We start from the raw sequence: 22,178 nt of genomic DNA on the forward strand, positions 1-22,178 counted from the left end.
ACCCCACCGGTGTTGCTGCGCAACATCATGGAGAACCCGGCCTGGTACACCGCGTACACGCCGTATCAGCCCGAGATCAGCCAGGGCCGCCTGGAGGCGCTGCTGAACTTCCAGACGATGGTGGCCGACCTCACCGGGCTCGAGATCGCCAATGCGTCGATGCTCGATGAGGGGACCGCGGCCGCCGAGGCGATGACGCTGATGCACCGCGCGGCCCGGGATGTGTCGAACCGGCTGGCCGTCGACGTCGACGTCTTCACCCAGACCGCCGCGGTGCTGGCCACGCGGGCCCGGCCGCTGGGCATCGAGATCGTCAGCGTCGACCTGCGTGAGGGGCTGCCCGACGGCGAGTTCTTCGGGGTCATCGCCCAGCTGCCCGGGGCCAGCGGCCGGGTCACCGACTGGGCTGCCCTGGTGGCGCAGGCACACGACCGCGGCGCGCTGGTCGCCGTCGGGGCCGACCTGCTGGCCTGCACGCTGATCACCCCACCCGGCGAGATCGGCGCCGACGTGGCGTTCGGCAGCAGCCAAAGATTCGGTGTGCCAATGGGATTCGGCGGACCCCATGCCGGGTATCTCGCGGTTCACGCCCAGCACGCGCGCCAGCTGCCGGGCCGGCTGGTCGGCGTGTCCGTCGACGGTGACGGCGACCCGGCGTACCGGCTGGCGCTGCAGACGCGCGAGCAGCACATCCGCCGCGACAAGGCGACGAGCAACATCTGCACCGCGCAGGTGCTGCTGGCGGTGATGGCAGCCATGTACGCCGCCTACCACGGCGCCGAGGGGCTGACCGCCATCGCCCGCCGGGTGCACGGTCACGCCGAGACGATCGCCGCCGCACTCGGCGACGCCGCCGTGCACGACACGTACTTCGACACCGTCCTGGCCCGGGTGCCCGCACGGGCGGACGCCGTCGTCGCCGCGGCGAAGGTCAAGGGGATCAACCTGTGGCGCGTCGATGCCGACCACGTGTCGGTGGCGTGCGACGAGGCCACCACGGCTGACCACGTGGCCGCGGTGCTGGAGGCGTTCGGGGTGTCGCCCGCCGAGCCGGTGGGCGCGGGTATCGCCACCCGCACGTCGGAGTTCCTGACCCACCCGGCGTTCACGCAGTACCGCACCGAGACGGCGATGATGCGCTACCTGCGCACCCTGGCGGACAAGGACATCGCCCTGGACCGCAGCATGATCCCGCTCGGCTCGTGCACCATGAAGCTCAACGCCGCCGCGGAGATGGAGCCGATCACCTGGCCGGAATTCGCGCGCCAGCATCCGTTCGCCCCGGTCTCCGACGCCCCCGGGCTGCGTCGCCTGATCGCCGACCTTCAGAGCTGGCTGGTGCAGATCACCGGCTACGACGCGGTCTGCCTGCAACCCAATGCCGGCTCGCAGGGCGAGTACGCCGGATTGCTGGCGATCCGCGACTACCACGCCAGCAGGGGCGAACCGCACCGCGACGTCTGCCTGATCCCGTCCAGCGCGCACGGCACCAACGCCGCCTCGGCTGCGCTGGCCGGTATGCGGGTGGTCGTGGTGGCCTGCCGCGGGAACGGCGACGTCGACCTCGACGACCTGCGAGACAAGGTCGCCGCGCACGCCGACCGGCTGGCGGCGCTGATGATCACCTACCCTTCCACGCACGGGGTCTACGAGCACGACGTCGCCGACATCTGCGCGGCCACCCACGACGCCGGCGGCCAGGTCTACATCGACGGCGCCAACCTCAACGCGCTCGTCGGGCTGGCCCGGCCCGGCAGGTTCGGCGGCGACGTCAGCCACCTGAATCTGCACAAGACGTTCTGCATCCCGCACGGCGGTGGGGGTCCGGGCGTCGGGCCGGTGGCGGCGCGATCCCACCTCGCGCCGTTCCTGCCGGGTCACCCGTTGGCCCCCGAGCTGCCCGCGGGGCACCCGGTGGCGTCGGCGCCGTACGGCTCGGCCTCGATCCTGCCGATCACCTGGGCCTACATCAGGATGATGGGCGCGGCGGGCCTGCGCGCGGCCTCGCTGACCGCGATCGCCTCGGCCAACTACATCGCCCGGCGCCTCGACGAGTACTTCCCGGTGCTCTACACCGGCGAGAACGGCATGGTCGCCCACGAGTGCATCCTCGACCTGCGCGGCATCACCAAGGCGACCGGCGTGACCGTCGACGACGTGGCGAAACGCCTGGCGGACTACGGCTTTCACGCGCCGACGATGAGCTTCCCGGTGGCCGGCACGCTGATGGTGGAGCCCACCGAGAGCGAGACGCTGACCGAAATAGACGCGTTCTGCGACGCCATGATCGCCATTCGGGGTGAGATCGACCGGGTCGGCGCGGGGGAGTGGCCGGTGGACGACAACCCCCTGCGGAACGCACCCCACACCGCGCAGTGCCTGCTGATCGACGATTGGGATCACCCCTACACCCGCGCGCAGGCCGCCTACCCGCTGGGCACGGGCTTCCGGACCAAAGTGTGGCCGCCGGTGCGCCGCATCGACGGCGCCTACGGCGACCGCAACCTGGTCTGCTCCTGCCCGCCAGTGGAGGCGTTCGCGTAGTCCGCCGAGGGCCACTCAGCCCAAATACGTGTCGAGTGCCGCGGCGAGCTCGGGGGAGGCCGAGGTGGCCAGGTTCCGGTAGCTACCGCCGCTGAGTTGTGCGACGGCCTCCCAGGTCGCCCGGTCCGGGTCGGCGCCGAAGTCGATGACGTTGACCGCGATCGGCTTGGCCGGGTCGGCGCTGGTCCGGATGAAGTCCTGCAGCCCCGCACCGTCGAGCGTCTGGTCGGTGTGCGGCCCGGCGGTGATGACCAGGATGGAGTTCGTCTGGCCGGCGTGGAAGTTGGACTGTCTGTCCTGGTAGAGCATGCGCAGTGTCGTGAACGACACCGTACCCCCCGGCGAGGAGTACTGCTTGTCCAACGCGGCCATCAGTGCCGCCGACCGGGGTTGGCCGTTGACCGGGTCGGACAGCGGTCCGGTCGTCACCTCGGCGCGGCCCTCGTGACCGTCGAAAGTCCAAAGGCCCAGGGCATCGGAGGGCGGCAGCGACTTGATCGTGCCCTCGAGCGCCGCGACCACGTTGGCCAGCCGGGTCTTGCCGCTGTCGTCGGTCGGCATCGACTGGTCGAGCATGATGGTGGCAGCCAGCCCGTTGAGCGGCGCGGCCATCGCCTCGGCCAGCGTGGCGCGCAGCCCGTCGTCACCGATCGACAGGGCGGCCGAAAGCGCCGGGAAGCCCGTCACCGGGCTGCTCGGCGGTGCGACGCCGTCGACCCGGAATCCTGCTGCAGCCAGCTTGTCGAGTTGTTCGGGCTTGCGCATGAAGTGGGCGAACTCGCTGCCCGCCGCGACCTGCTCCTGCGTCAGCCACTCGCCGCTGAGCAGCACCGTGGGATAGTCGGCCACCGGCGGCGGTCCGGGCGGCAGCCAGGCGCTCAGCTTGCCCTTGGCATCCGACAGCGACCGGCCGCGCTGGAACACCTGCTGTTCGGTGGTGATCACGGCATGCACCGGCGCCGATGCGACATCATCCGCGTTGAGCAGCGCGTTCATCGCCTCCACGACCGAGTTGTCCGCCAGCTTGGGCTCGGAGCGAAGCAGCGTGTTGACCGCGCCGATGCCCTGGGTGGCCGGGGTGCCGGCCGGCGCCGAGGCGACCGCGACCGCCTCTCCGGCCAGGAACGAGGCGTCACCGTTGCCGCTCGTCGGCAATGCCAGCCGCAGCGACCCCCAGCCCGGCAGGCTCAGTCCGTCCAGGGCGTTCGGATTGGCCTGCAGGCCGGGCAGCGTGGCCCAGTTCTGGTTGCGCAGGGCGTGCTCGAGTTCGGGGCGCAGGGCGACCACCACCGGCGACGTCACGAGCGACCGGCTGTCGCTGATCGTCTTCGGGCCCGTGGCCGCGGCGAGCCGCGCGACGGACACCGAGCTGCCCGGGAGCCACAATGCCGGGCGCTCGCCCAACTCGGCCGGCCACTGGCCGATGAACCCGTCGAGGACGGCGTCGCCGTTGGCCGCCTTGACCTTCACCACCATGCAGTGGTCGCCGACCGGACCGGCCGCGGCGTTGTAGCTTTCCGCGAGCTCCTGCACCGGATCGGCGATCGACGGGTCGACGATGACCGCGACGTCCTCCTTGCCGCCCACGCAGCGCACCGCGCCGCGGTGGGAGCGGTTGGACAACGCGTCGCCGAAGAAGCTCCACAGGATCACCGTGCCGACCACCACGATGACGGCCACCAGCGCCACGATCACCCCGAGGCTGACCCCCCGGCGGCCGCCGACGCTGCGGTGGCCGCCGCGCCAGTCGCCGAGGCCCCGGTGCCCGCCCCGGAACAGCGATGGCGCCGGGCGCGGCGCGAGCTGGGGATCCTCGTCTGGCGTTCTCGCGCCGAACGCGCCGTCGGCGGGATAGCGATCCTCGGCGTCGGAGGATTCGTCCTCGTCGGTGTCGGTGTCGGTGTCGGTGTCGGCCTCGTCCGCCGCTTCACGGCCGGGTCCACGCGGGGCGAACTCCGGCGTCGGGAGACGGTCCCACGGCCCGTTCGTCTCGAACCCGTCGCCCGTGCCGTGCTCGCCGGAGGGCTGATCGACCGGCTCGTCGGGGTCGGGCCTGCTGTGCCTACCCATACCGCCGTCCGCCGCCTTTCCGTCGACTGGTCACGTCAACTGGTTCATCGCGTGTGGAGCCCGGTATCGAGCGACGGCGGCTTTAACCCGCGTCGCGCGCCTTACGCTCCCGCCGGCGCCGATGCAGGATCGGCTCGGTGTAGCCGTTGGGCTGCTGGGCGCCCGACAGGATCAGGTCCTGGGCGGCCAGGAACGCGATGCTGTCGTCGAAGTCGGGCGCCATGGGCCGGTAGGCCTTGTCGCCGGCGTTCTGCTGATCGACCATCGGGGCCATCCGCTCCAGCCCGGCCCGGACGTCCTCGCTGGTGATGATGCCGTGGCGCAGCCAGTTCGCGAGCAACTGGCTGGCGATCCGCAGGGTGGCGCGGTCCTCCATGAGGTCCACGTTGTGGATGTCGGGCACCTTGGAGGAACCCACTCCCTGGTCGATCCAGCGCACCACGTAGCCCAGGATTCCCTGGCAGTTGTTGTCCACCTCCTCGCGGATCTCCTCCGGAGCCCAGGCGAGTTCCTTGGCCAGCGGGATGGTCAGCAGCTGGTCGACGGTGGCGCGCCTCTTGCCTGCCAGCTCCTTCTGCACCGCCGCGACGTCGACCTTGTGGTAGTGCATCGCGTGCAGCGTCGCAGCGGTCGGCGAGGGCACCCAGGCGGTGCTGGCGCCGGCGCGGGGCTGGGCGATCTTCTGCTCGACCATGTCGGCCATCAGCTCGGTCATCGTCCACATGCCCTTGCCGATCTGGGCGTGGCCGGCGAAACCCGTCGCCAGGCCGACGTCCACGTTGTTGTCCTCGTAAGCCAGGATCCACGGCTGGCTCTTCATGGTGCCCTTGCGCACCATCGGTCCGGCCTCCATCGAGGTGTGGATCTCGTCGCCGGTGCGGTCCAGGAAACCGGTGTTGATGAACACGATCCGGTCGGCGGCGGCCTTGATGCACGACTTCAGGTTGACCGTCGTGCGCCGCTCCTCGTCCATCACGCCGACCTTGATGGTCTTCTGCGGCAGCCCGAGCACATCCTCGACCCGGCTGAACAGCTCTGCGGTGAAGGCGACCTCGTCGGGGCCGTGCATCTTGGGCTTGACGATGTAGACCGAGCCGGTGCGGCTGTTGGCCAGCGGGCCGTGGGGGTCGCCGGCGGTCAGGCCGTGGATGGCGCACAGCCCGGTGAACAACGCATCCTGGATGCCCTCGAAAACCTCGTTGCCTTCCGCGTCGACGATCGCGTCATTGGTCATCAGGTGACCGACGTTGCGCACGAACATCAGGCTGCGGCCGGGCAGGGTGAGCTCGCCGCCGTCGGGGGTGGTGTAGCCACGGTCCTCGTTGAGGACGCGGGTGAACGTCTTGCCGTCTTTGCTGACCTCGGCGGCCAGGTCGCCCTTGTTCAGACCCAGCCAGTTGCGATAGGCGCCGACCTTGTCGTCGGCGTCGACGGCCGACACGGCGTCCTCGAAGTCGATGATGGTGGTGACCGCCGACTCGAGCACCACGTCTTTGATGCCGGCGGCGTCGGTTTTGCCGATCGGCGACTCCGGATCGATCTGGATCTCGATGTGCAGTCCGTTGTTGACCAGCAGCACCGACCAGTTGGGGGAGCCGAGTTCGCCGCTGTATCCGACGAACTTCTCCGGGCTGGCCAATCCGGTGGTCTCCGAACCGACGTCGATCTGCAGCCGGCCGTCGGCGATGCTCAGCGCCGTCACTTCCGTCCACGACCCCGACGCAAGAGGTGCCGCCTCGTCCAGGAACGTGCGCGCGTAGGCAATCACTTTGTCGCCGCGGGCCTTGTTGTAGCCGCTGCCTTGCTCGGCGCCGTCACTTGCCGGGATGACATCGGTGCCGTAGAGGGCATCGTAGAGAGAGCCCCAGCGGGCGTTGGCCGCGTTGAGCGCGAATCGGGCATTGGTGACCGGGACCACGAGCTGAGGGCCGGCGGTCGTGGTGATCTCAGGGTCCACGTTGGACGTGGTGATCGTGAAGTCCTCCGGCTCGGGCAGCAGGTAGCCGATTTCGGAGAGGAACTCCCGGTATGCCTGCGGGTCGATCGGCTCGATCACCCGGTGCCGGTGCCACTTGTCGATCTGGGCCTGCAGCTCGTCGCGCCGGTTGAGCAGATCCTGGTTCTGCGGGCCGAGGTCGGTGACGACCTTGTCGACGCCCGCCCAGAAACTGTCCGGGTCGATATCGGTGCCGGGCAGTGCCTCGTTGTTCACGAAGTCGTAGAGCACCCGGGCGACCCGCACGTTGCCCACCGACACGCGATCAGTCATTTCTCTCCTCCGTAACGGGCCCGCTCGCATCTCCGGCCCTCAACTGGCAATGGCGTCAGCCTACCGACAGGCAGCGCGACGACCGTTCGCCGGCCGACCCCGCAGCAGGTCACGATCCGCTGACCGCGTCCCCGATGACATCGCGGGCGCCGTCGAGCACTGCTTGCCGGCAACGCTCACGCCGCGGTGCGCACACCTCGGCCCCGGTACGTTTCCTCACCGGCGGCCGTAGCGATCATACGGGTCAGCGCTGTTCTCCCCGCCGGCCACTCCCACCACGCCGGCGCGGGCTCCGCCGAGGTTTTCGCTAGGCCTGGTTCATGGCTCCGACCAGGTCTTCGACCAGATCGTCCATGGCCACCATCCCGATCACCCGGCCGATGTCAGAGCCTTCACCGCCGGTCACCAGGGCCAGATGGCTGTTGTCGCGCCGCATCCGGGACAGGGCCTCGGCCAGCGGCAGCGAGGTGTGCACTCGCGGCAGTGGCCGCACCACCGCCAGGTCGATCGCGGAACCGGGATCGCCGCCGAGGGCGAGCACGTCCTTGATATGCAGGTAGCCGACGAAGTGGCCGTCCGGGTCCTCGACCGGATATCGCGAGTACCCGGTCTCGGCCAGCGCCTGTTCGACGCTGCCGACGGTGGGCCCGGAGCCCGCCGCGGCCGCCGGCACCGCCCTGATCGCAGCCAGTGGTACGACCACGTCCCCGACCACCCGACTGCGAACCTGCAGCGCCCGCGTCAGCCGGCTGTACTCTTCGGGATCCAGCAGACCTTCCGAGACGGACTCGGCGATCATCTCGTTGAGCACCGCGGTGTTGACTGCGCTCTCGAGTTCGTCCTTCGGCTCGACGCCCAGCACCCGCAGGACGGCGTTGGCGCAGCGGTTGTAGAGCGCGATGAACGGCCGGGCGATTCGCACGTAGGCCAGGTACGGCGGGACCAGCAGCATGGCCGTGCGCTCCGGACCGGCCAGCGCGATGTTCTTCGGCACCATCTCGCCGAGCAGCACGTGCAACGTCACCACGATCGCCAGCGCGATGGCGAACGACAGGGTGTGCAGCAACGTCGGGGGCAGACCGGCCAGCCCGAATCCCGTCGCCAGCAGGTTGAACACCGCCGACTCGCCGATCCGGCCGAGCAGCAGCGAGGCGGCCGTGACGCCCAGTTGGGCGCCGGCCAGCATCGACGACAGTTGCTCACCGGCGCGGATCACGGTGACCGCCCTGTTCCTGCCCTGCTCGGCCAGCGCCTCCAGACGGTCGCGGCGCACCGAGATCAGCGAGAACTCCGCACCGACGAAAAAGGCGTTCACCCCGATCAGCAGGATCGCCAGCAGCAGTCTCATCGTGTCGCTCACCGGCGGTGCCCGTCCGGCAGACGGTCCCGACCACCCAGCTCGGTCAACTCGAGCTGATCGATGCGGTGTCCGTCCATCCGGACAACCGTCGCTTGCCAGCGCCCCGGCGCGCCCATCAACCTGTCGGAGTCCAGCGACGGCAGCTCCACGGTCTCGCCGGCTGTCGGGATGTGGCCGAGTTCGCGCAGCACCAGGCCGCCGATCGTCTCGTAGGGGCCCTCGGGCCCGCGGTAGCCGGTGGCGGCGGCGACCTCGTCGATGCGCAGCAGGCCCGCCACCCGCCAGCCGCGGCCGGCCGCCATCACGTCCGGGGTCGCGTCGTCGTGCTCATCGCGGACGTCGCCGACGATCTCCTCGATCAGGTCCTCGAGGGTGACCATCCCCGCGGTGCCGCCGTACTCGTCGACGACCATCGCGGTCTGCAGATCGCTGGTACGGATGAGTGCCATCACCGCGTCGCCGTCCAGCGTCGACGGCACCACCGGGACCGGCCGGGCCAGCGTGGTCAGCGGCGTGTGCGCGCGGTCGGCGGGCGGGATCGCGAACACCTGTTTGACGTGCACGATGCCGACGGTTTCGTCGAGGTCGCCGTCGACGATGGGGAAGCGGGAGAATCCGGACTCGGCGGCCGCTGCGATCAGGTCGGCGACGCTGCCGCCGGTGTGCAGTGCCACGATCTTCGACCTGGGCGTCATCAGTTCCTCGGCGGTCCGGGTGCCGAACTGCAGCGATCGCCGCACCAGCGATGCGGTGGCCGCGTCCAGGGCGCCGGTGCGCGCCGAGGTGCGCACCAGCGACAGCAACTCCTGTGGCGAACGTGCCGACCGCAAATCCTCGGCCGGTTCGATGCCCAGCTTGCGGACGATCCAGTTCGCCGCGCCGTTGGTCAACCGGATCGCGGGGGTGAGCAGCAGCGAGAACAACAGCTGCGCGCTCACGACGGCGCGCGCGGTCGCCAACGGGCTTGCCACCGCGAGGTACTTGGGAACCAGTTCGCCGAACACCATGGACACCGATGTCACGACCACCATCACGAGCAACGCCATGACGCCGTCGCCTACCGGATCGGACACCCCGAGCGCGTCCAGCCACGAATGCGGCAGATCGGCGACCATGGGCTCGGTCAGGTAACCCGTCACCAGCGTTGTGATGGAGATGCCGAGCTGGGCACCCGAGAGCTGGAAGGACAACGTGTTCTGGGCGCGCTGGATGAACCGGTCGCGGCGCGCTCCGGCGCGGGCATTGGCTTCCACGGTGCTGCGGTCCAGCGCGGTCAACGAGAACTCGGCCGCGACGAAGACCGCGTTGGCGACGATCAACACGGCGATGGCCAGCACGCTGACCCAGCCGGCGGTGAGGTTCACGGTGTTCCCGGGAACGCGGCGGGCGGCGATTTCACCCGCGGGTACGCGGCCTCGAGGCGTGCCTGCGGCACGTCATCCCCTTCGCTCGATGCCGCGCAGCGGTGTGCTGCGGGCGGGAATCACAGGAATTGCCATGGTAGCGAAATTCCCGTCCGTCCCGGAACGGCCGGCCCGGACGCTTCCTTTGCCACGTGTTCAGGGCGTTGTCACCAGCCCAGGGGCAGCGGATGACCCTCGGCGAACCCCGCGGCCGACTGCACGCCGACGACGGCTCGCTCGTGCAGCTCGGCGAGGTTGGCGGCACCGACATAGGTGCAGGTGCTGCGGACTCCCGAGGTGATCTGGTCGATCAGGTCCTCGACGCCGCCACGGGCGGGGTCGAGTCCCATCCGCGACGTCGAGATACCTTCCTCGAACAACGCCTTGCGGGCCCGTTCGAAGGCCGTGTCGGCACCGCTGCGCGCGACGACCGCCCTCTTGGACGCCATCCCGTAGCTCTCCTTGTAGGGCTGGCGGTCCCGGTCCCACAGCAGGTCGCCGGGCGATTCATAGGTGCCGGCGAACCACGACCCGATCATGACGTTGGACGCGCCGGCGGCCAACGCCAGCGCCACGTCGCGCGGGTGGCGGATCCCGCCGTCGGCCCACACATGGCCGCCCAGTGCCCTGGCGGCTGCGGCACATTCGACCACCGAGGAAAACTGCGGCCGACCCACACCCGTCATCATCCGGGTGGTGCACATCGCGCCGGGCCCGACTCCGACCTTCACGATGCGGGCCCCGGCCTCGATCAGGTCCCGGGTGCCCTCTGCCGACACCACATTGCCCGCCACCAGCGGCAGGTCGCGGTCCAGTTCGGAGACCACCTCGGAGACCGCGGCGATCGCCTCGAGCGTCTTGACCTGATGCCCGTGCGCGGTGTCGATGACCAACACGTCGACCCCCGCTTCGGCCAACCAGCGGGCCCGGGACCCGACGTCGCCGTTGATGCCGACGGCGGCGCCGATGCGCAGCCGCCCGCGCGCGTCGGTGGCCGGGGTGTAGAGCCCGGCGCGGATGGCGCCGGTGCGGGTCAGCACTCCGGCCAGCGTCCCGTCAGCGTTGGTCACCACGGCGACCCCGATCGGGGCGTGCTCGAGCAGGTCGAAGACCTTGCGCATGTCGGTGCCGACCGGGGCGGCGACGAAGTCGTCGACGGCCACGTCGCGCACCCGGGTGAAGCGGTCCACGCCCACACAGGACGCTTCGCCGACCACGCCGATGGGACGTCCCTCGAACACCACAACCGCGACGCCGTGCGCGCGCTTGTGGATCAGCGCGACCGCGTCGGACACCGAATCGTCGGGCTCGAGCACGACCGGCGTGTCCAGCACCAGGTCGCGGGTCTTGACGAAGTCCACCGTCTGCTGGACCGCGGGGATCGGCAGGTCCTGCGGCAGGATCACCAGGCCGCCGCGCCGCGCGACCGTCTCGGCCATCCGCCGCCCGGCGACCGCGGTCATGTTGGCGACCACGACCGGGATGGTGGTGCCCGCGCCGTCACCGGTGGACAGGTCGACGTCGAAACGCGACGCGACCTCCGAGCGGTTCGGCACGATGAAGACGTCGTCGTAGGTCAGGTCATACCCGGGTCGATGCCCGTCCAGAAACCTCATCGCCGCCCCACCTCGTCACGCCTTCCGTCCGGCCCGGTACGGGCTAGGCGGACACCTCGGTGCCGTCGCCGCTCCACAGTGTGTGGAACTTGCCCGGCTCGTCGATCCGCCCGTACGTGTGGGCGCCGAAGAAGTCGCGCAGACCCTGGGTCAGCGCGGCCGGCAGCCGCTCGGCGCGCAGCGCGTCGTAGTACGACAGCGCCGAGGCGAAGCCCGGCACCGGGATGCCCAGCCGGGTGGCGCTCACCACGACGCGGCGCCAGCCGTCGATTGCCGCCTCGATCGCGCTGCGGAAGTAGGGGGCCACGATCAGGGTGGGCAGGTCGGGCTCGGCGTCGAACGCCTCCTTGATGCGGTTGAGGAACTTCGCCCGGATGATGCAGCCGCCGCGCCAGATGGTCGCCAGGTCGCCGGGGGCGATGCCCCAGTCGTATTCGGTGCTGCCGGCCTGGATCTGGTTGAAGCCCTGCGCGTAGGCGATGATCTTCGACGCGTACAGGGCCTGCCGGACGTCTTCGACGAATTGGTCTGCATCGGAAGGCTTTGCGCCCAGCTCGCCAGAGGCCAGCCCGCTGGCGGCCGTGCGCTGGGTCGCCGAACCCGACAGCGCCCGGGCGAACACCGCCTCGGCGATGCCGGTGACCGGGACCCCGAGATCCAGCGCCGACTTCACCGTCCAGCGTCCGGTGCCCTTCTGCTCGGCCTCGTCCAGGATGACGTCGACGAGCGGCTTGCCGGTCTTGGCGTCCGTCTGGCGCAACACTTGCGCGGTGATCTCGACCAGGTAACTGTCCAGCTCGCCGGAGTTCCACTCGTCGAACACGTCGGCGATCTGAGCGGCGTTCTTGCCGAGCCCGTCGCGCAGCAGCTGGTAGGCCTCGCCGATCAGCTGCATGTCGGAGTACTCGATGCCGTTGTGCACCATCTTTACGAAGTGACCGGCGCCGTCGGGGCCGATGTGGGTGCAGCACGGGACGCCGTCGACGTGCGCGGAGATCTCCTCGAGCAGCGGGCCCAGGGATTTGTACGACTCGGCCGGACCTCCCGGCATGATCGACGGGCCGTTGAGCGCGCCCTCCTCGCCGCCGGAGATGCCGGCGCCGACGAAGTGCAGGCCGCGCTCCCGCATCGCCTTCTCGCGGCGGATGGTGTCGGTGTAGAGGGCGTTGCCCCCGTCGATGATGATGTCGCCTTGTTCCATGGCGTCGGCGAGCTCGTTGATGACGGCGTCGGTGGCCTCGCCTGCCTTGACCATGATGAGCACCCGCCGCGGCTTCTCCAGCGCGTCGAGGAACTCCGCGATGGTCTGGCAGCGCACGAATTCGCCGTCGTCGCCGTGCTCGGCGAGCAGTGCGTCGGTCTTGGCGACCGTCCGGTTGTGCAGCGCCACCGTGTAGCCGTGCCGGGCGAAGTTGCGGGCGATGTTCGAGCCCATCACGGCCAGGCCGGTGACGCCGATCTGAGCGGTACCGGCCGTGCGGTTCGGCTTGGCATCCGACGGGGTGGCCGACTTGGTTTCCGACTTGGTTTCCGACGAACTCATGTCTTCGCGCCTCTCGGTTTGGAGAACTTCTGTGGCAAGCCTTTCCGACACACTGTGGCACAGCGGAGTACCCGTCCGCCGGGTGGTTTCGGTCCGGCTGCTGCTACAGATCGAAAAGTCGCCGCAGCTCGGTGAGCCACGGCACCACCAGCGCGACGGTGGGGACAACCAGGATGGCCGCCGCGGCCAAGTAGGCGACCACCGACAAGGTCAGGCTGTTGCACCGCCCCGCAAGCCGACGGACCCGTAGCACCGTGCTGGGACCGCCGACGGCCAGCGCGCCCGACGGCGCCCGCCCCGACGCGCAGGCAACGAGCGCCCTTGCCAGGGGAGCGCGCCCGGCGGCGCGCACAGCGGCGTCGTCGGCCAGCAGTTCGACGAGCAGCTCCACGGCGCGCAGCGCACTGGAGCTGCGCACGAATCGGGGGAAGGCGGCGTGCACGGCGGTGAACGCCTCCAGCACCAGGTCGTGTCGGGCCCGCAGGTGCGCCCGCTCGTGGGTCAGGACGGCCGCGACCTCGTCTCCGGTGAGAGTCGTCAGCGCCCCTTCGCTGACGACCACGCGGCTGCGCACTCCGGGCAGGCAGTAGGCCAGCGGCTGAGCCACCCCCAACACGCGCAGGTCGCGGGTCCGTGCGCACGGCTGCACACGGACAGCCTCGTGGTCGACCCCGACGAGGTCGACCACCATTCGGTGATGCGCCCGCCGACGTCGATTGGCGATGACGACGCGCACCACCGCAACCGTCAATCTGACACCCACCAGCACGGTCAGCGCGAAGGTGGCGACGCATGCCATCCACAGTGGCCAGCCCATCTTTGCCGCGGCCTCGACGACGCCGACTGTGGGTCGCCCGTCGGAACCCGGCATCAACAGCCAGCTGGCGATGGTTATGCCCGCACTGAAGGTCGACAGGACCGCGGCCAGCGCGATGGCCTGCCACAACACCATCGCGGCGCGCGGGGCGCGCAATGGCCACGTCGCGCGTGCCAGCACGGCCGGCGCGGGACCGACCAGCACCACCGCGAGGAGAGCGAAAACCAGCGCGCACACGCCGCCAGTCTCCCTTATGAATCCGCCGGCACGCCACCAGGCGGCGTTGTGCTCTGTTGTGCTTCCAATTCGGCGAGTGCCCGCCGCAGAGCCTGCGCCTCGTCCGCACCGACCCGCTCGACGAAATGCACCAGCGCCGCCTGCCGGCCCCCGGAGTCCTCCGCCTGGGCCAGCGCGTCGACCATCAGCCCGGCGACCAGTTCTTCACGGCCGTGCACGGCCGCATACCGGTGGGCACGGTCGTCGCGGATCTGCGACACCAGGTTCTTCTTGGCCAGCCGCTGCAGAACCGTCATCACTGTCGTGTACGCGAGGTCGCGGCGCGCCGACAGCGCCTCGTGGACCTGGCGCACCGTCTGGGGTTCCGGCGTTGACCACAAGTGGTCCATCACAGCGCGCTCGAGCTCCCCTAACCTGGTCAGCTTCGGCATAGTTTGCTCATCTCCTCAAGCGTCGCGACCAGCGTACTCCGGCTTACTACCGTTCGTCGTAACGGCAGCCGGCTGAGCCGCCCGGCCGGGCTTGTAAATTAGGGCAGCCTTTCCTATTCTAATCGTGATCGAGCAGCATCGACCGCGACGGAGTCCTGTGGGCTGCAGTGACCCCCGGTCCACTCGATCGGCGAGCCCCGTGCCCTGCGCACGGGGCTCGCCCGTTTCCGGGACGGGCCCGTGGACGCCGGCCACTGCACGCGCCGATGGTCGCGCGCCGATGGTCGCGCGCCGATGGTGTAGACACGAGGACGTGCAACTGACAGACGCGGTCACCCCCGGCGACGGCCCAGACTTCACTGCGCCGTTCGACACCGAATTGGGCCTGCGTTACACCGAACTCGGCCCGGACGGCGTCCGGGCGCAACTCGATGTCACACCGAAGCTGCTGCAGCCGATGGGTCTCGTGCACGGCGGCGTCTATTGCTCGATGGTCGAGAGCATGGCCAGCGTGGCGGCTTACACCTGGCTGGCCACCCGGGGCGGCGGGAACGTCGTCGGCGTCAACAACAACACCGATTTCCTGCGGTCCATCGGGTCGGGGACCGTGTACGGCAGAGCCGAACCCGTCCATCGCGGGCGCCGTCAGCAGCTCTGGCTGGTCACGATCACCGACGCGACCGACCGACTCGTGGCGCGGGGCCAGGTGCGGCTGCAGAACCTCGAGACGACGCCTTGACGCGGACATAACGGCGCTCGGGGTTTCGACGGCCCCGGCATCGCGGCGTGGCGGGATCATCCGACATACGCTTGACGCCGCACGAACAGGACCGACTGCTGGTGTCCTACGCCGCCGAACTCGCCCGCCGTCGCCGGGCCCGCGGATTGCGGTTGAATCACCCCGAGGCGTTTGCGCTCATCAGCGACCACATCCTCGAGGGCGCCCGCGACGGGCGCACGGTCGCCCAGCTGATGGCCAGTGGCGGCGATGTGCTGACCCGCGACGACGTGATGGAGGGAGTACCCGAGATGATCGACGACGTGCAGGTGGAAGCGACGTTCCCGGACGGCACCAAATTGGTCACCGTTCACCACCCGATCGCATGATTCCCGGCGAAATCCTCTACGGCAAAGGCGATATCGAGATCAATGCGGGCGCAAAGCGCCTCGAGATGGAGATCGTCAACACCGGGGACCGCCCGATCCAGGTCGGCAGTCACGTCCATCTTCCGCAGGCGAACAAGGCGTTGTCGTTCGACCGCGCGGCCGCCCGCGGCCACTGGCTGGACGTCCCCGCCGCGACCGCCGTGCGTTTCGAACCCGGTGTGCCCCAGCGGGTGCGACTGGTTCCGCTGCGCGGGCGGCGTGAGGTGCACGGGCTGACACTGGATCCCCCCGGAAGGCTCGACGACTGATGGCGCCACTGTCCCGTGACCGCTACGCCCTGGTGTGCGGGCCCACCACCGGCGACCGGGTCCGGCTACCGATTTGCTGGTCGAGATCACCGAGGACCGCAGCGGCGGGCCGGGTCTGGCCGGCGACGAGGCGGTGTTCGGCGGCGGCAAGGTGCTGCGCGAGTCGATGGGCCAGGGGCGCGCCACCCGGGCCGAGGGCGCGCCCGACACCGTGATCACCGGCGCGATCGTCCTCGACTACTGGGGAATCATCAAGGCCGACAGCGGGATTCGCGATGGCCGCATCACCGCGCTGGGCAAGGCCGGCAACCCCGACATCACGTCGGGGGTGCACCCGGACCTGGTGGTCGGGCCGTCCACCGAGGTCATCGGGGGCAACGGCCTGATCGTGACCGCGGGGGCGATCGACAGCCACGTGCATCTGATCTGCCCGCAGCTCATTCCCGAGGCGATCGGCTCCGGCGTCACCACCATCGTCGGGGGTGGCACCGGGCCCGCCGAGGGCAGCAAGGCCACGACCGTCACCCCGGGCGCCTGGCACCTGGGCCGGATGCTGGAAGCGCTGGACGGCTGGCCGGTCAACTTCGCGCTGCTGGGCAAGGGCAACACCGTCAGCGCCGAGGGGCTGTGGGAGCAATTGCGCGGTGGCGCATCGGGTTTCAAACTGCACGAGGACTGGGGATCCACGCCGGCGGTGATCGACGCCTGCCTGACGGTGGCCGACGCGGCGGGCGTGCAGGTGGCGCTGCACACCGACACCCTCAACGAGATGGGGTTCGTCGAGGACACACTGGCCGCGATCGCCGGCCGCTCGATCCACACCTATCACACCGAGGGCGCCGGCGGTGGCCATGCGCCGGACATCATCAGGGTCGCCGGCCAACCCAATGTGTTGCCCAGCTCCACCAACCCGACCCGCCCGCACACGCGCAACACCCTCGACGAGCACCTGGACATGCTGATGGTCTGCCATCATCTGAACCCCGCGGTGCCCGGAGATCTGGCGTTCGCCGAGAGCCGGATCCGGGGATCGACGATGACCGCCGAGGACGTGCTGCACGACATGGGCGCGATCGCGATCGTGGGCAGCGACTCGCAGGCCATGGGCCGCATCGGCGAGACGGTGATACGCACCTGGCAGAGCGCCCACGTGATGAAACGCCGTCGCGGGGCGCTGCCCGGTGACGGTGCCGCGGACAACAACCGGGTGCAGCGCTACGTCGCCAAATACACCATCTGCCCGGCGATCGCCCACGGCATGGATCGTGAGATCGGTTCAGTGGAGGTGGGCAAGCTCGCGGACCTGGTGTTGTGGGAGCCGGCGTTCTTCGGGGTGCGCTCGCACCTGGTCATCAAGGGCGGCATGATCGCCTGGGCGGCGATGGGTGACGCGAATGCGTCCATCCCTACCCCGCAGCCGGTGTTGCCGCGGCCGATGTTCGGGGCCGCCCCGGCCACCGCGGCGGCGACCTCCGTGCATTTCGTCTCGCCACAGGCCATCGAGGCCGGTGTGGCCGACACGCTCGCGGTCCGCAGGCCGCTGGTGCCGGTCGCCGATGTTCGCGCCGTGGGCAAGGCGCAGCTCCCGCTCAACGACGCCCTGCCCGACATCAAGGTCGACCCGGACACCTTCACCGTGCGCATCGACGGCGAGGTCTGGCCGGAACAACCGCCGACCGAATTGCCGATGGCACAGCGCTATTTTCTGTTCTGACCCTCCCGCGACACGTTCCCGACGGGCGCAGTGGACGGGCTTCGGCAGCACCGATACCTGGGCGTGGAAGGATCAACGACTATGTTCACCGGCCGCATGCCGAGCCCACAGGAGCGGATGTCCTCCAATTCCGCGGGGCCGACCATCGCCCCATGATGTCTCTCGCGGTGTTACTGACCCTCGCGGACTCGCGGCTGCCCACCGGGGCGCACGTGCACTCCGGCGGCGTCGAAGAGGCCGTCACCACCGGATTGGTCACTAACATGGCAACGCTGGAAGCCTTCCTGTGCAGGAGGATTCGCAGCCACGGGCTGGTCGCTGCATCGATCGCGGCGGCGGTGCAGCGCGGCGAGCTCACCCCGGCAGGCGCCGACCGGGAGGCCGACGCGCGCACCCCGTCTCCGGCGGCCCGCCAAGCCTCGCGCAGCCAGGGCCGCGGGCTGACCCGGTTGGCGCGACGGGTCTGGCCGGACGCGGACTGGGATGCCATCGGCCCCCGCCCGCACCTCGCCGTTGCGGCGGGCCGGGTCGGCGCCGCCGGCGGGTTGAGTCCCGAGCAGAGCGCGCTGACCGTCGTCTACACCGCGATGACCGGCACGGCGACGGCCGCGCAGCGCCTGCTCGCGCTGGACCCGGCCGACGTCGCGGCCTGCACGTTTCGACTCGCGGATCTGTGCGAGCACACCGCCGCCGAAGCGGCCAAGGGACTGGCCGACCTGTCCGACCCGCTCCTCGACACGCTCGCACAGTGCCACGCCGAACGCGAGCGGCCGTTGTTCTCATCCTGAAAGGTTCGACACGACAACGCATTCCCACACCCACACCCACACCGATCGGCCCCGACGCGTCCGCGGCCGCGGTGAGCCGCTGCGGATCGGGATCGGGGGACCGGTCGGCTCGGGTAAGACGGCGCTGGTCGCCGCGCTGTGCCGGCAGTTGCGCGACGAGCTGTCGCTGGCGGTGGTGACCAACGACATCTACACCACCGAGGACGCCGACTTCCTGCGCAGGCATGCGGTGCTGCCAGATGACCGGATCGCGGCCGTGCAGACCGGTGGCTGCCCACATACCGCGATCCGCGACGACATCACCGCCAACCTCGATGCGATCGACGACCTGATCGCCGCTCACGACGCGCTGGACCTGATCCTGCTCGAGTCCGGCGGCGACAACCTCACCGCCACGTTCTCGTCGGGACTGGTCGACGTGCAGATCTTCGTCGTCGACGTGGCCGGCGGCGACAAGGTGCCCCGCAAGGGTGGGCCGGGCGTGACCTTCTCGGACCTGTTGGTGGTGAACAAAACCGACTTGGCGTCGGCGGTGGGCGCCAGTCTGCAGGTGATGGCCCGCGACGCCGACGTGGTGCGCGAGGGCCGTCCGACGGTGTTGCAATCCTTGACCGAGGACCCGGCCGCGACCGGTGTGCTGGCGTGGGTCCGGACACAACTGCGCGAGGCGGCCCGCCGCTGATGCGCTCCGAGCTCCTGGTGATCGCAGCCCCCAACCGGTTGCCGCGCATCGAATGCCGGGCCGGCGCTGTGACTGCTCGCTGCACCGCACCGGACACGGTCCACCTGGTTTCCGCGGCCGCGAACCCACTGGGCGGCGACGCCATCGAAATTCGCGTGGTCGTCGAGCCGGGAGCCCGGCTGAAAATCCGCAGCGCCGCAGCCAGCGTCGCGCTGCCGGGACCGGCGACACCGACCTCACGCGCACGCTGGGAGGTGGAGGTTGCCGGCGACCTTGACATCGACCTCGAGCCGACGGTCGTGGCCGCCCATGCGCGTCACCTGTCCGACATCTCGGTGCTGCTGCACGAGGAGGCATCGATCCGGCTGCGTGAGCGAGTCCAGATCGGCAGGCACGGTGAGCGGGACAGGTTCTGGTCGGGAGCGCTGTGCGCCGACCGCGCCGACCGGCCGCTCACACGGCACCGGGTGGAGCTGGGCGCCGGTTCCCTGGCTGACGACGTGCTGGGCGCCCCGCGCGCCAACGTCAGCGAATTGTGTTATCCGGCAATCGCTTCGGCCGCACGGGCCGATTCCCGGATGACGGTGCTGGCATTGGCCGACGGGGGAACGCTGAGCACCTGGCAGGGCGAGGTGCTGTCCTGTTAGTGGCCAGTTAACTGGCGACCCGGGTGTCTTCCGAGCGATGTGCCTCGGCCGCCAGTTCGGCCAGCTGTTCGAGCCGCGTCCGCGCAAAGGCCTGCTGCTCGGTGATGGTCAGCTGGCCGCGCCGGTTGCTCAGGAAGGTCACCGCCCAGGACAACAGCGTGGTGACCTGGTTCTTGAACCCGACCAGATACACCAGGTGCAGCACCAGCCAAGCCAGCCAGGCGATGAAGCCGCTGAACTCGAGGGGGCCGATCTTGGCTACCGCCGAGAACCGCGACACCGTGGCCATGGAACCCTTGTCGAAGTACTGGAAAGGCTCCCGCTTCGTCGGATCGGCTCCGCGCAGTTCGGCCTTGATTGTGCGGGCCACATACTTGGCGCCCTGGATCGCGCCCTGGGCCACGCCCGGCACACCCTCGACGGCGGCCATGTCACCGACGACGAATACGTTCGGGTGTCCGGGAATGGACAGATCGGGCAGCACCTTGACCCGGCCGGCGCGATCCAGTTCGACAGTCGACTGATCGGCGAGGTCCCGGCCGAGCCCGCTGGCCGACACGCCGGCGGACCACACTTTGCACTGGGACTCGATGCGCCGGACGGTGCCGTCGGAATCCTTGACCGTGATGCCGTTGCGGTCCACGTCGGTGACCATCGCGCCCAGCTGAATCTCCACGCCCATTTTTTCCAGCCGCGCGGCCGCACGCCGACCCAGCTTCTCCCCGAACGGCGGCAGCACCGCGGGGGCGGCGTCGAGCAGAATCACTCTCGCTTTGGTCGAGTCGATGTGCCGAAACGCGCCCTTGAGCGTGTGCTCGGCCAATTCGGCGATCTGACCTGCCATTTCGACACCGGTCGGACCCGCTCCGACCACGGTGAAGGTGAGCAGTTTCGTGCGGCGCTCCGGATCCCGGGAGCGCTCGGCCTGCTCGAAGGCGCTCAGAATGCGCCCGCGCAACTCCAATGCGTCGTCGATCGACTTCATGCCGGGCGCGAATTCGGCGAAGTGGTCATTGCCGAAGTAGGACTGGCCGGCGCCGGCGGCGACGATCAGGCTGTCGTACGGGGTTTCGTAGGTGTGCCCCAGCAAGTCGGAGACGACCCGCTTGTCGGCCAGGTCGATGTGGGTGACGTTGCCCAGCAGCACCTGAAGGTTGTGCTGGTCGCGCAGCACCACCCGGGTGGCGGGCGCGATCTCTCCTTCGGAGATGATCCCGGTGGCCACCTGATACAGCAACGGCTGGAACAGATGATGGGTGGTGCGGGCGATCATCGTGACCTCGACGTCGGCTCGCTTCAGCATCTTTGCCGCGTTGAGTCCGCCGAATCCCGATCCGATGATGACGACCCGGTGCCGACGACTGGCTCCAGCTGTACTTTCTGGCTGGGGGCTCATGTGTATCCGCTGCTCCTGAGGGGCTCCTTGGCGCGTAATTCCGACTCGTCAATCACCGTAGTCGCAGGGGTACCCGCCAAACCAAGCCACATGCGTGTGCGATCAACCACATCGAACGCATCTTTCCAGTTCATCGGTCATGTTACTCGTCATGTCGGGCGCCGCTGGCGCGACCCCTGCCACAAGCCCTCAGAGACCTACGAGCGGACGCAGCGCCTCGCCGGCCGCGGCGATCACGGTGGGGAAGAGCTGGTCCACCCCGGTGCAATAGGAGAAGTTGGGAATCTGCAGACCGAGTCGTCTAGCCACGCCAGTTACCGTAACGATCGGCCCGCGGGGGGTAAACCGGCGATCCGCGCCAACCGCGACGGGTTCAGGCGAACTGGGTCAACGCGCCGTGGCTGACGTGCAGGGTCTGGCCGGTGATGTGGCGGGCGGCCGGGGTGGTCAGGAACAGCGCAAGGCGGGCGAATTCCGCCGCAACCGGCGGGGGTGTGCGCGAGAGGCCGTCGTAGCCGGCCTGCGCGCTGCGCCCGCAGGCGACGGCATTGACTGTGATTCCGCGCGTGCCGAAGATGCCGGCCTGCCCGGCAACCCAGCTCGACAGGGCGGCCTTGATCGCGGCATCGATGCTGCCCGCCGGGGGGTTCTCCGTCACCACGCCGATGATGGAGCCGCCGGAGCGCAGATGGTCGCCCACTGCCTGCACGGTCATTACCACCGACAGCACCGTCGCGTCGAGGGCGTTTCGCCACGCGTGCGCGGTATCGGCGATCGAGTAGGTACGCGGGTCGGCGGCGTCCCAGGACGGCGCCGGTACGTGGACGATGGTGTCGAGATGCTGGGGGAAAAGTCCACGGGCCTCGTCGAGGCCGGCTGGGTCGGTGGTGTTGCAGACGATTGCGTCTGCGTCGAGTTCCTTTGCGGCGATCTCGACCTCGCTGCGGCGTGCGCCCACCAGTGTCACCTTGTGGCCGGCATCGCGGAAAGCCTCGGCAACTGTGCGCCCCACTTCGGTGTCCCCGCCGGTGACCAGCACGTCCACTGCCATGACCTCCTCGTCTTCACCGTCGAACCCACACCCGGCTCTCATGCCCGCGGACCTGGTTCCGGCGCCTGCGATGAACGTATGTTACTGGACGGTAGCTGATAGGTCATAAGTGTGGCCTTCCCCTCGATCGCGGCTGATCTGGCCGGCGCGTGGGAGGTGTCAACGTGGAGCACGCGCAGCGCAGCGAGCATGAAC

16 protein-coding genes and 3 pseudogenes are annotated in these 22,178 nt (G+C 69.5%); 8 read left to right on the plus strand and 11 right to left on the minus strand.

All coding sequences use genetic code 11. The annotated features are described in order from the left end of the window. The coding region (gcvP, locus tag ACOJVU_RS13755; RefSeq protein WP_421530277.1) for an aminomethyl-transferring glycine dehydrogenase at positions 1-2,544 on the plus strand (2,544 nt) is incomplete at its 5' end. A gap of 15 nt (positions 2,545-2,559) precedes the next feature. Here gcvP and ACOJVU_RS13760 read toward each other — a convergent pair. The 8 genes from ACOJVU_RS13760 to ACOJVU_RS13795 form a co-directional block, all read right to left on the minus strand. Then, complete coding sequence (locus ACOJVU_RS13760; RefSeq protein ID WP_421530278.1) at positions 2,560-4,614, minus strand: substrate-binding domain-containing protein; 2,055 nt, start codon at positions 4,612-4,614, stop codon at positions 2,560-2,562. Between the two features lie 82 nt (positions 4,615-4,696). Next, positions 4,697-6,883: a malate synthase G gene (locus tag ACOJVU_RS13765; RefSeq protein WP_421530279.1), complete on the minus strand. Its 2,187-nt coding sequence runs from the start codon at positions 6,881-6,883 to the stop codon at positions 4,697-4,699. 307 nt (positions 6,884-7,190) lie between these two features. Next, complete coding sequence (locus ACOJVU_RS13770) at positions 7,191-8,231, minus strand: hemolysin family protein (RefSeq protein ID WP_421530290.1); 1,041 nt, start codon at positions 8,229-8,231, stop codon at positions 7,191-7,193. Between the two features lie 8 nt (positions 8,232-8,239). Then, on the minus strand, positions 8,240-9,607 hold the full coding sequence (locus tag ACOJVU_RS13775) for a hemolysin family protein (RefSeq protein WP_421530280.1): 1,368 nt from the start codon (positions 9,605-9,607) through the stop codon (positions 8,240-8,242). A 206-nt stretch (positions 9,608-9,813) separates the two neighbouring features. Continuing rightward, positions 9,814-11,262 (minus strand): GuaB1 family IMP dehydrogenase-related protein, encoded by a 1,449-nt coding sequence (locus ACOJVU_RS13780; protein ID WP_421530281.1) that lies wholly within the window; start codon positions 11,260-11,262, stop codon positions 9,814-9,816. Positions 11,263-11,305: 43 nt separating this feature from the next. Beyond that, on the minus strand, positions 11,306-12,805 hold the full coding sequence (gene gndA, locus ACOJVU_RS13785; protein WP_421530282.1) for an NADP-dependent phosphogluconate dehydrogenase: 1,500 nt from the start codon (positions 12,803-12,805) through the stop codon (positions 11,306-11,308). 103 nt (positions 12,806-12,908) lie between these two features. Then, positions 12,909-13,859, minus strand: a complete 951-nt coding sequence (locus tag ACOJVU_RS13790; RefSeq protein WP_421530283.1) for a M56 family metallopeptidase — start codon at positions 13,857-13,859, stop codon at positions 12,909-12,911. Between the two features lie 14 nt (positions 13,860-13,873). Then, on the minus strand, positions 13,874-14,290 hold the full coding sequence (locus ACOJVU_RS13795) for a BlaI/MecI/CopY family transcriptional regulator (protein ID WP_421530284.1): 417 nt from the start codon (positions 14,288-14,290) through the stop codon (positions 13,874-13,876). Between the two features lie 319 nt (positions 14,291-14,609). Here ACOJVU_RS13795 and ACOJVU_RS13800 point away from each other — a divergent pair, with 319 nt between their 5' ends. The 7 genes and pseudogenes from ACOJVU_RS13800 to ACOJVU_RS13830 all read left to right on the plus strand — a co-directional run bounded on the left by ACOJVU_RS13800 (position 14,610) and on the right by ACOJVU_RS13830 (position 19,536). After that, the gene (locus ACOJVU_RS13800; protein ID WP_421530291.1) at positions 14,610-15,029 is read left to right on the plus strand and encodes a PaaI family thioesterase; all 420 of its coding nucleotides are present in this window, start codon (positions 14,610-14,612) and stop codon (positions 15,027-15,029) included. Between the two features lie 65 nt (positions 15,030-15,094). After that, on the plus strand, positions 15,095-15,397 hold the full coding sequence (locus ACOJVU_RS13805; RefSeq protein ID WP_421530292.1) for an urease subunit gamma: 303 nt from the start codon (positions 15,095-15,097) through the stop codon (positions 15,395-15,397). Then, positions 15,394-15,705: an urease subunit beta gene (locus ACOJVU_RS13810; protein ID WP_421530285.1), complete on the plus strand. Its 312-nt coding sequence runs from the start codon at positions 15,394-15,396 to the stop codon at positions 15,703-15,705. Before ACOJVU_RS13805 ends, ACOJVU_RS13810 begins: the two co-directional genes overlap by 4 nt. Further along, a pseudogene (locus tag ACOJVU_RS13815) lies at positions 15,705-17,419 on the plus strand (urease subunit alpha). The gene ACOJVU_RS13810 and the pseudogene ACOJVU_RS13815 overlap by 1 nt, the downstream one beginning before the upstream one ends. A gap of 152 nt (positions 17,420-17,571) precedes the next feature. Beyond that, positions 17,572-18,207 (plus strand): urease accessory protein UreF, encoded by a 636-nt coding sequence (locus ACOJVU_RS13820; RefSeq protein WP_421530286.1) that lies wholly within the window; start codon positions 17,572-17,574, stop codon positions 18,205-18,207. 16 nt (positions 18,208-18,223) lie between these two features. Continuing rightward, positions 18,224-18,889 (plus strand): annotated as a pseudogene (gene ureG / locus ACOJVU_RS13825) (urease accessory protein UreG); the annotation flags it as partial. Further along, positions 18,889-19,536 (plus strand): urease accessory protein UreD, encoded by a 648-nt coding sequence (locus ACOJVU_RS13830; RefSeq protein ID WP_421530287.1) that lies wholly within the window; start codon positions 18,889-18,891, stop codon positions 19,534-19,536. The pseudogene ureG and the gene ACOJVU_RS13830, both read left to right, overlap by 1 nt. Positions 19,537-19,543: 7 nt before the next feature. Here ACOJVU_RS13830 and ACOJVU_RS13835 read toward each other — a convergent pair whose 3' ends face one another. The 3 genes and pseudogenes from ACOJVU_RS13835 to ACOJVU_RS13845 form a co-directional block, all read right to left on the minus strand. Further along, complete coding sequence (locus ACOJVU_RS13835; RefSeq protein WP_421530288.1) at positions 19,544-20,932, minus strand: NAD(P)/FAD-dependent oxidoreductase; 1,389 nt, start codon at positions 20,930-20,932, stop codon at positions 19,544-19,546. Between the two features lie 213 nt (positions 20,933-21,145). Further along, a pseudogene (locus tag ACOJVU_RS13840) lies at positions 21,146-21,241 on the minus strand (LLM class F420-dependent oxidoreductase); the annotation flags it as partial. A gap of 64 nt (positions 21,242-21,305) precedes the next feature. After that, a complete protein-coding gene (locus ACOJVU_RS13845; protein ID WP_421530289.1) occupies positions 21,306-21,983 on the minus strand; it encodes an SDR family oxidoreductase in 678 nt (225 codons plus the stop codon). Between the last annotated feature and the right edge of the window lie 195 nt (positions 21,984-22,178).

The organism is Mycobacterium sp. THU-M104 (assembly GCF_049197365.1).
In the GTDB taxonomy this organism is placed as follows: Bacteria; Actinomycetota; Actinomycetes; order Mycobacteriales; family Mycobacteriaceae; genus Mycobacterium.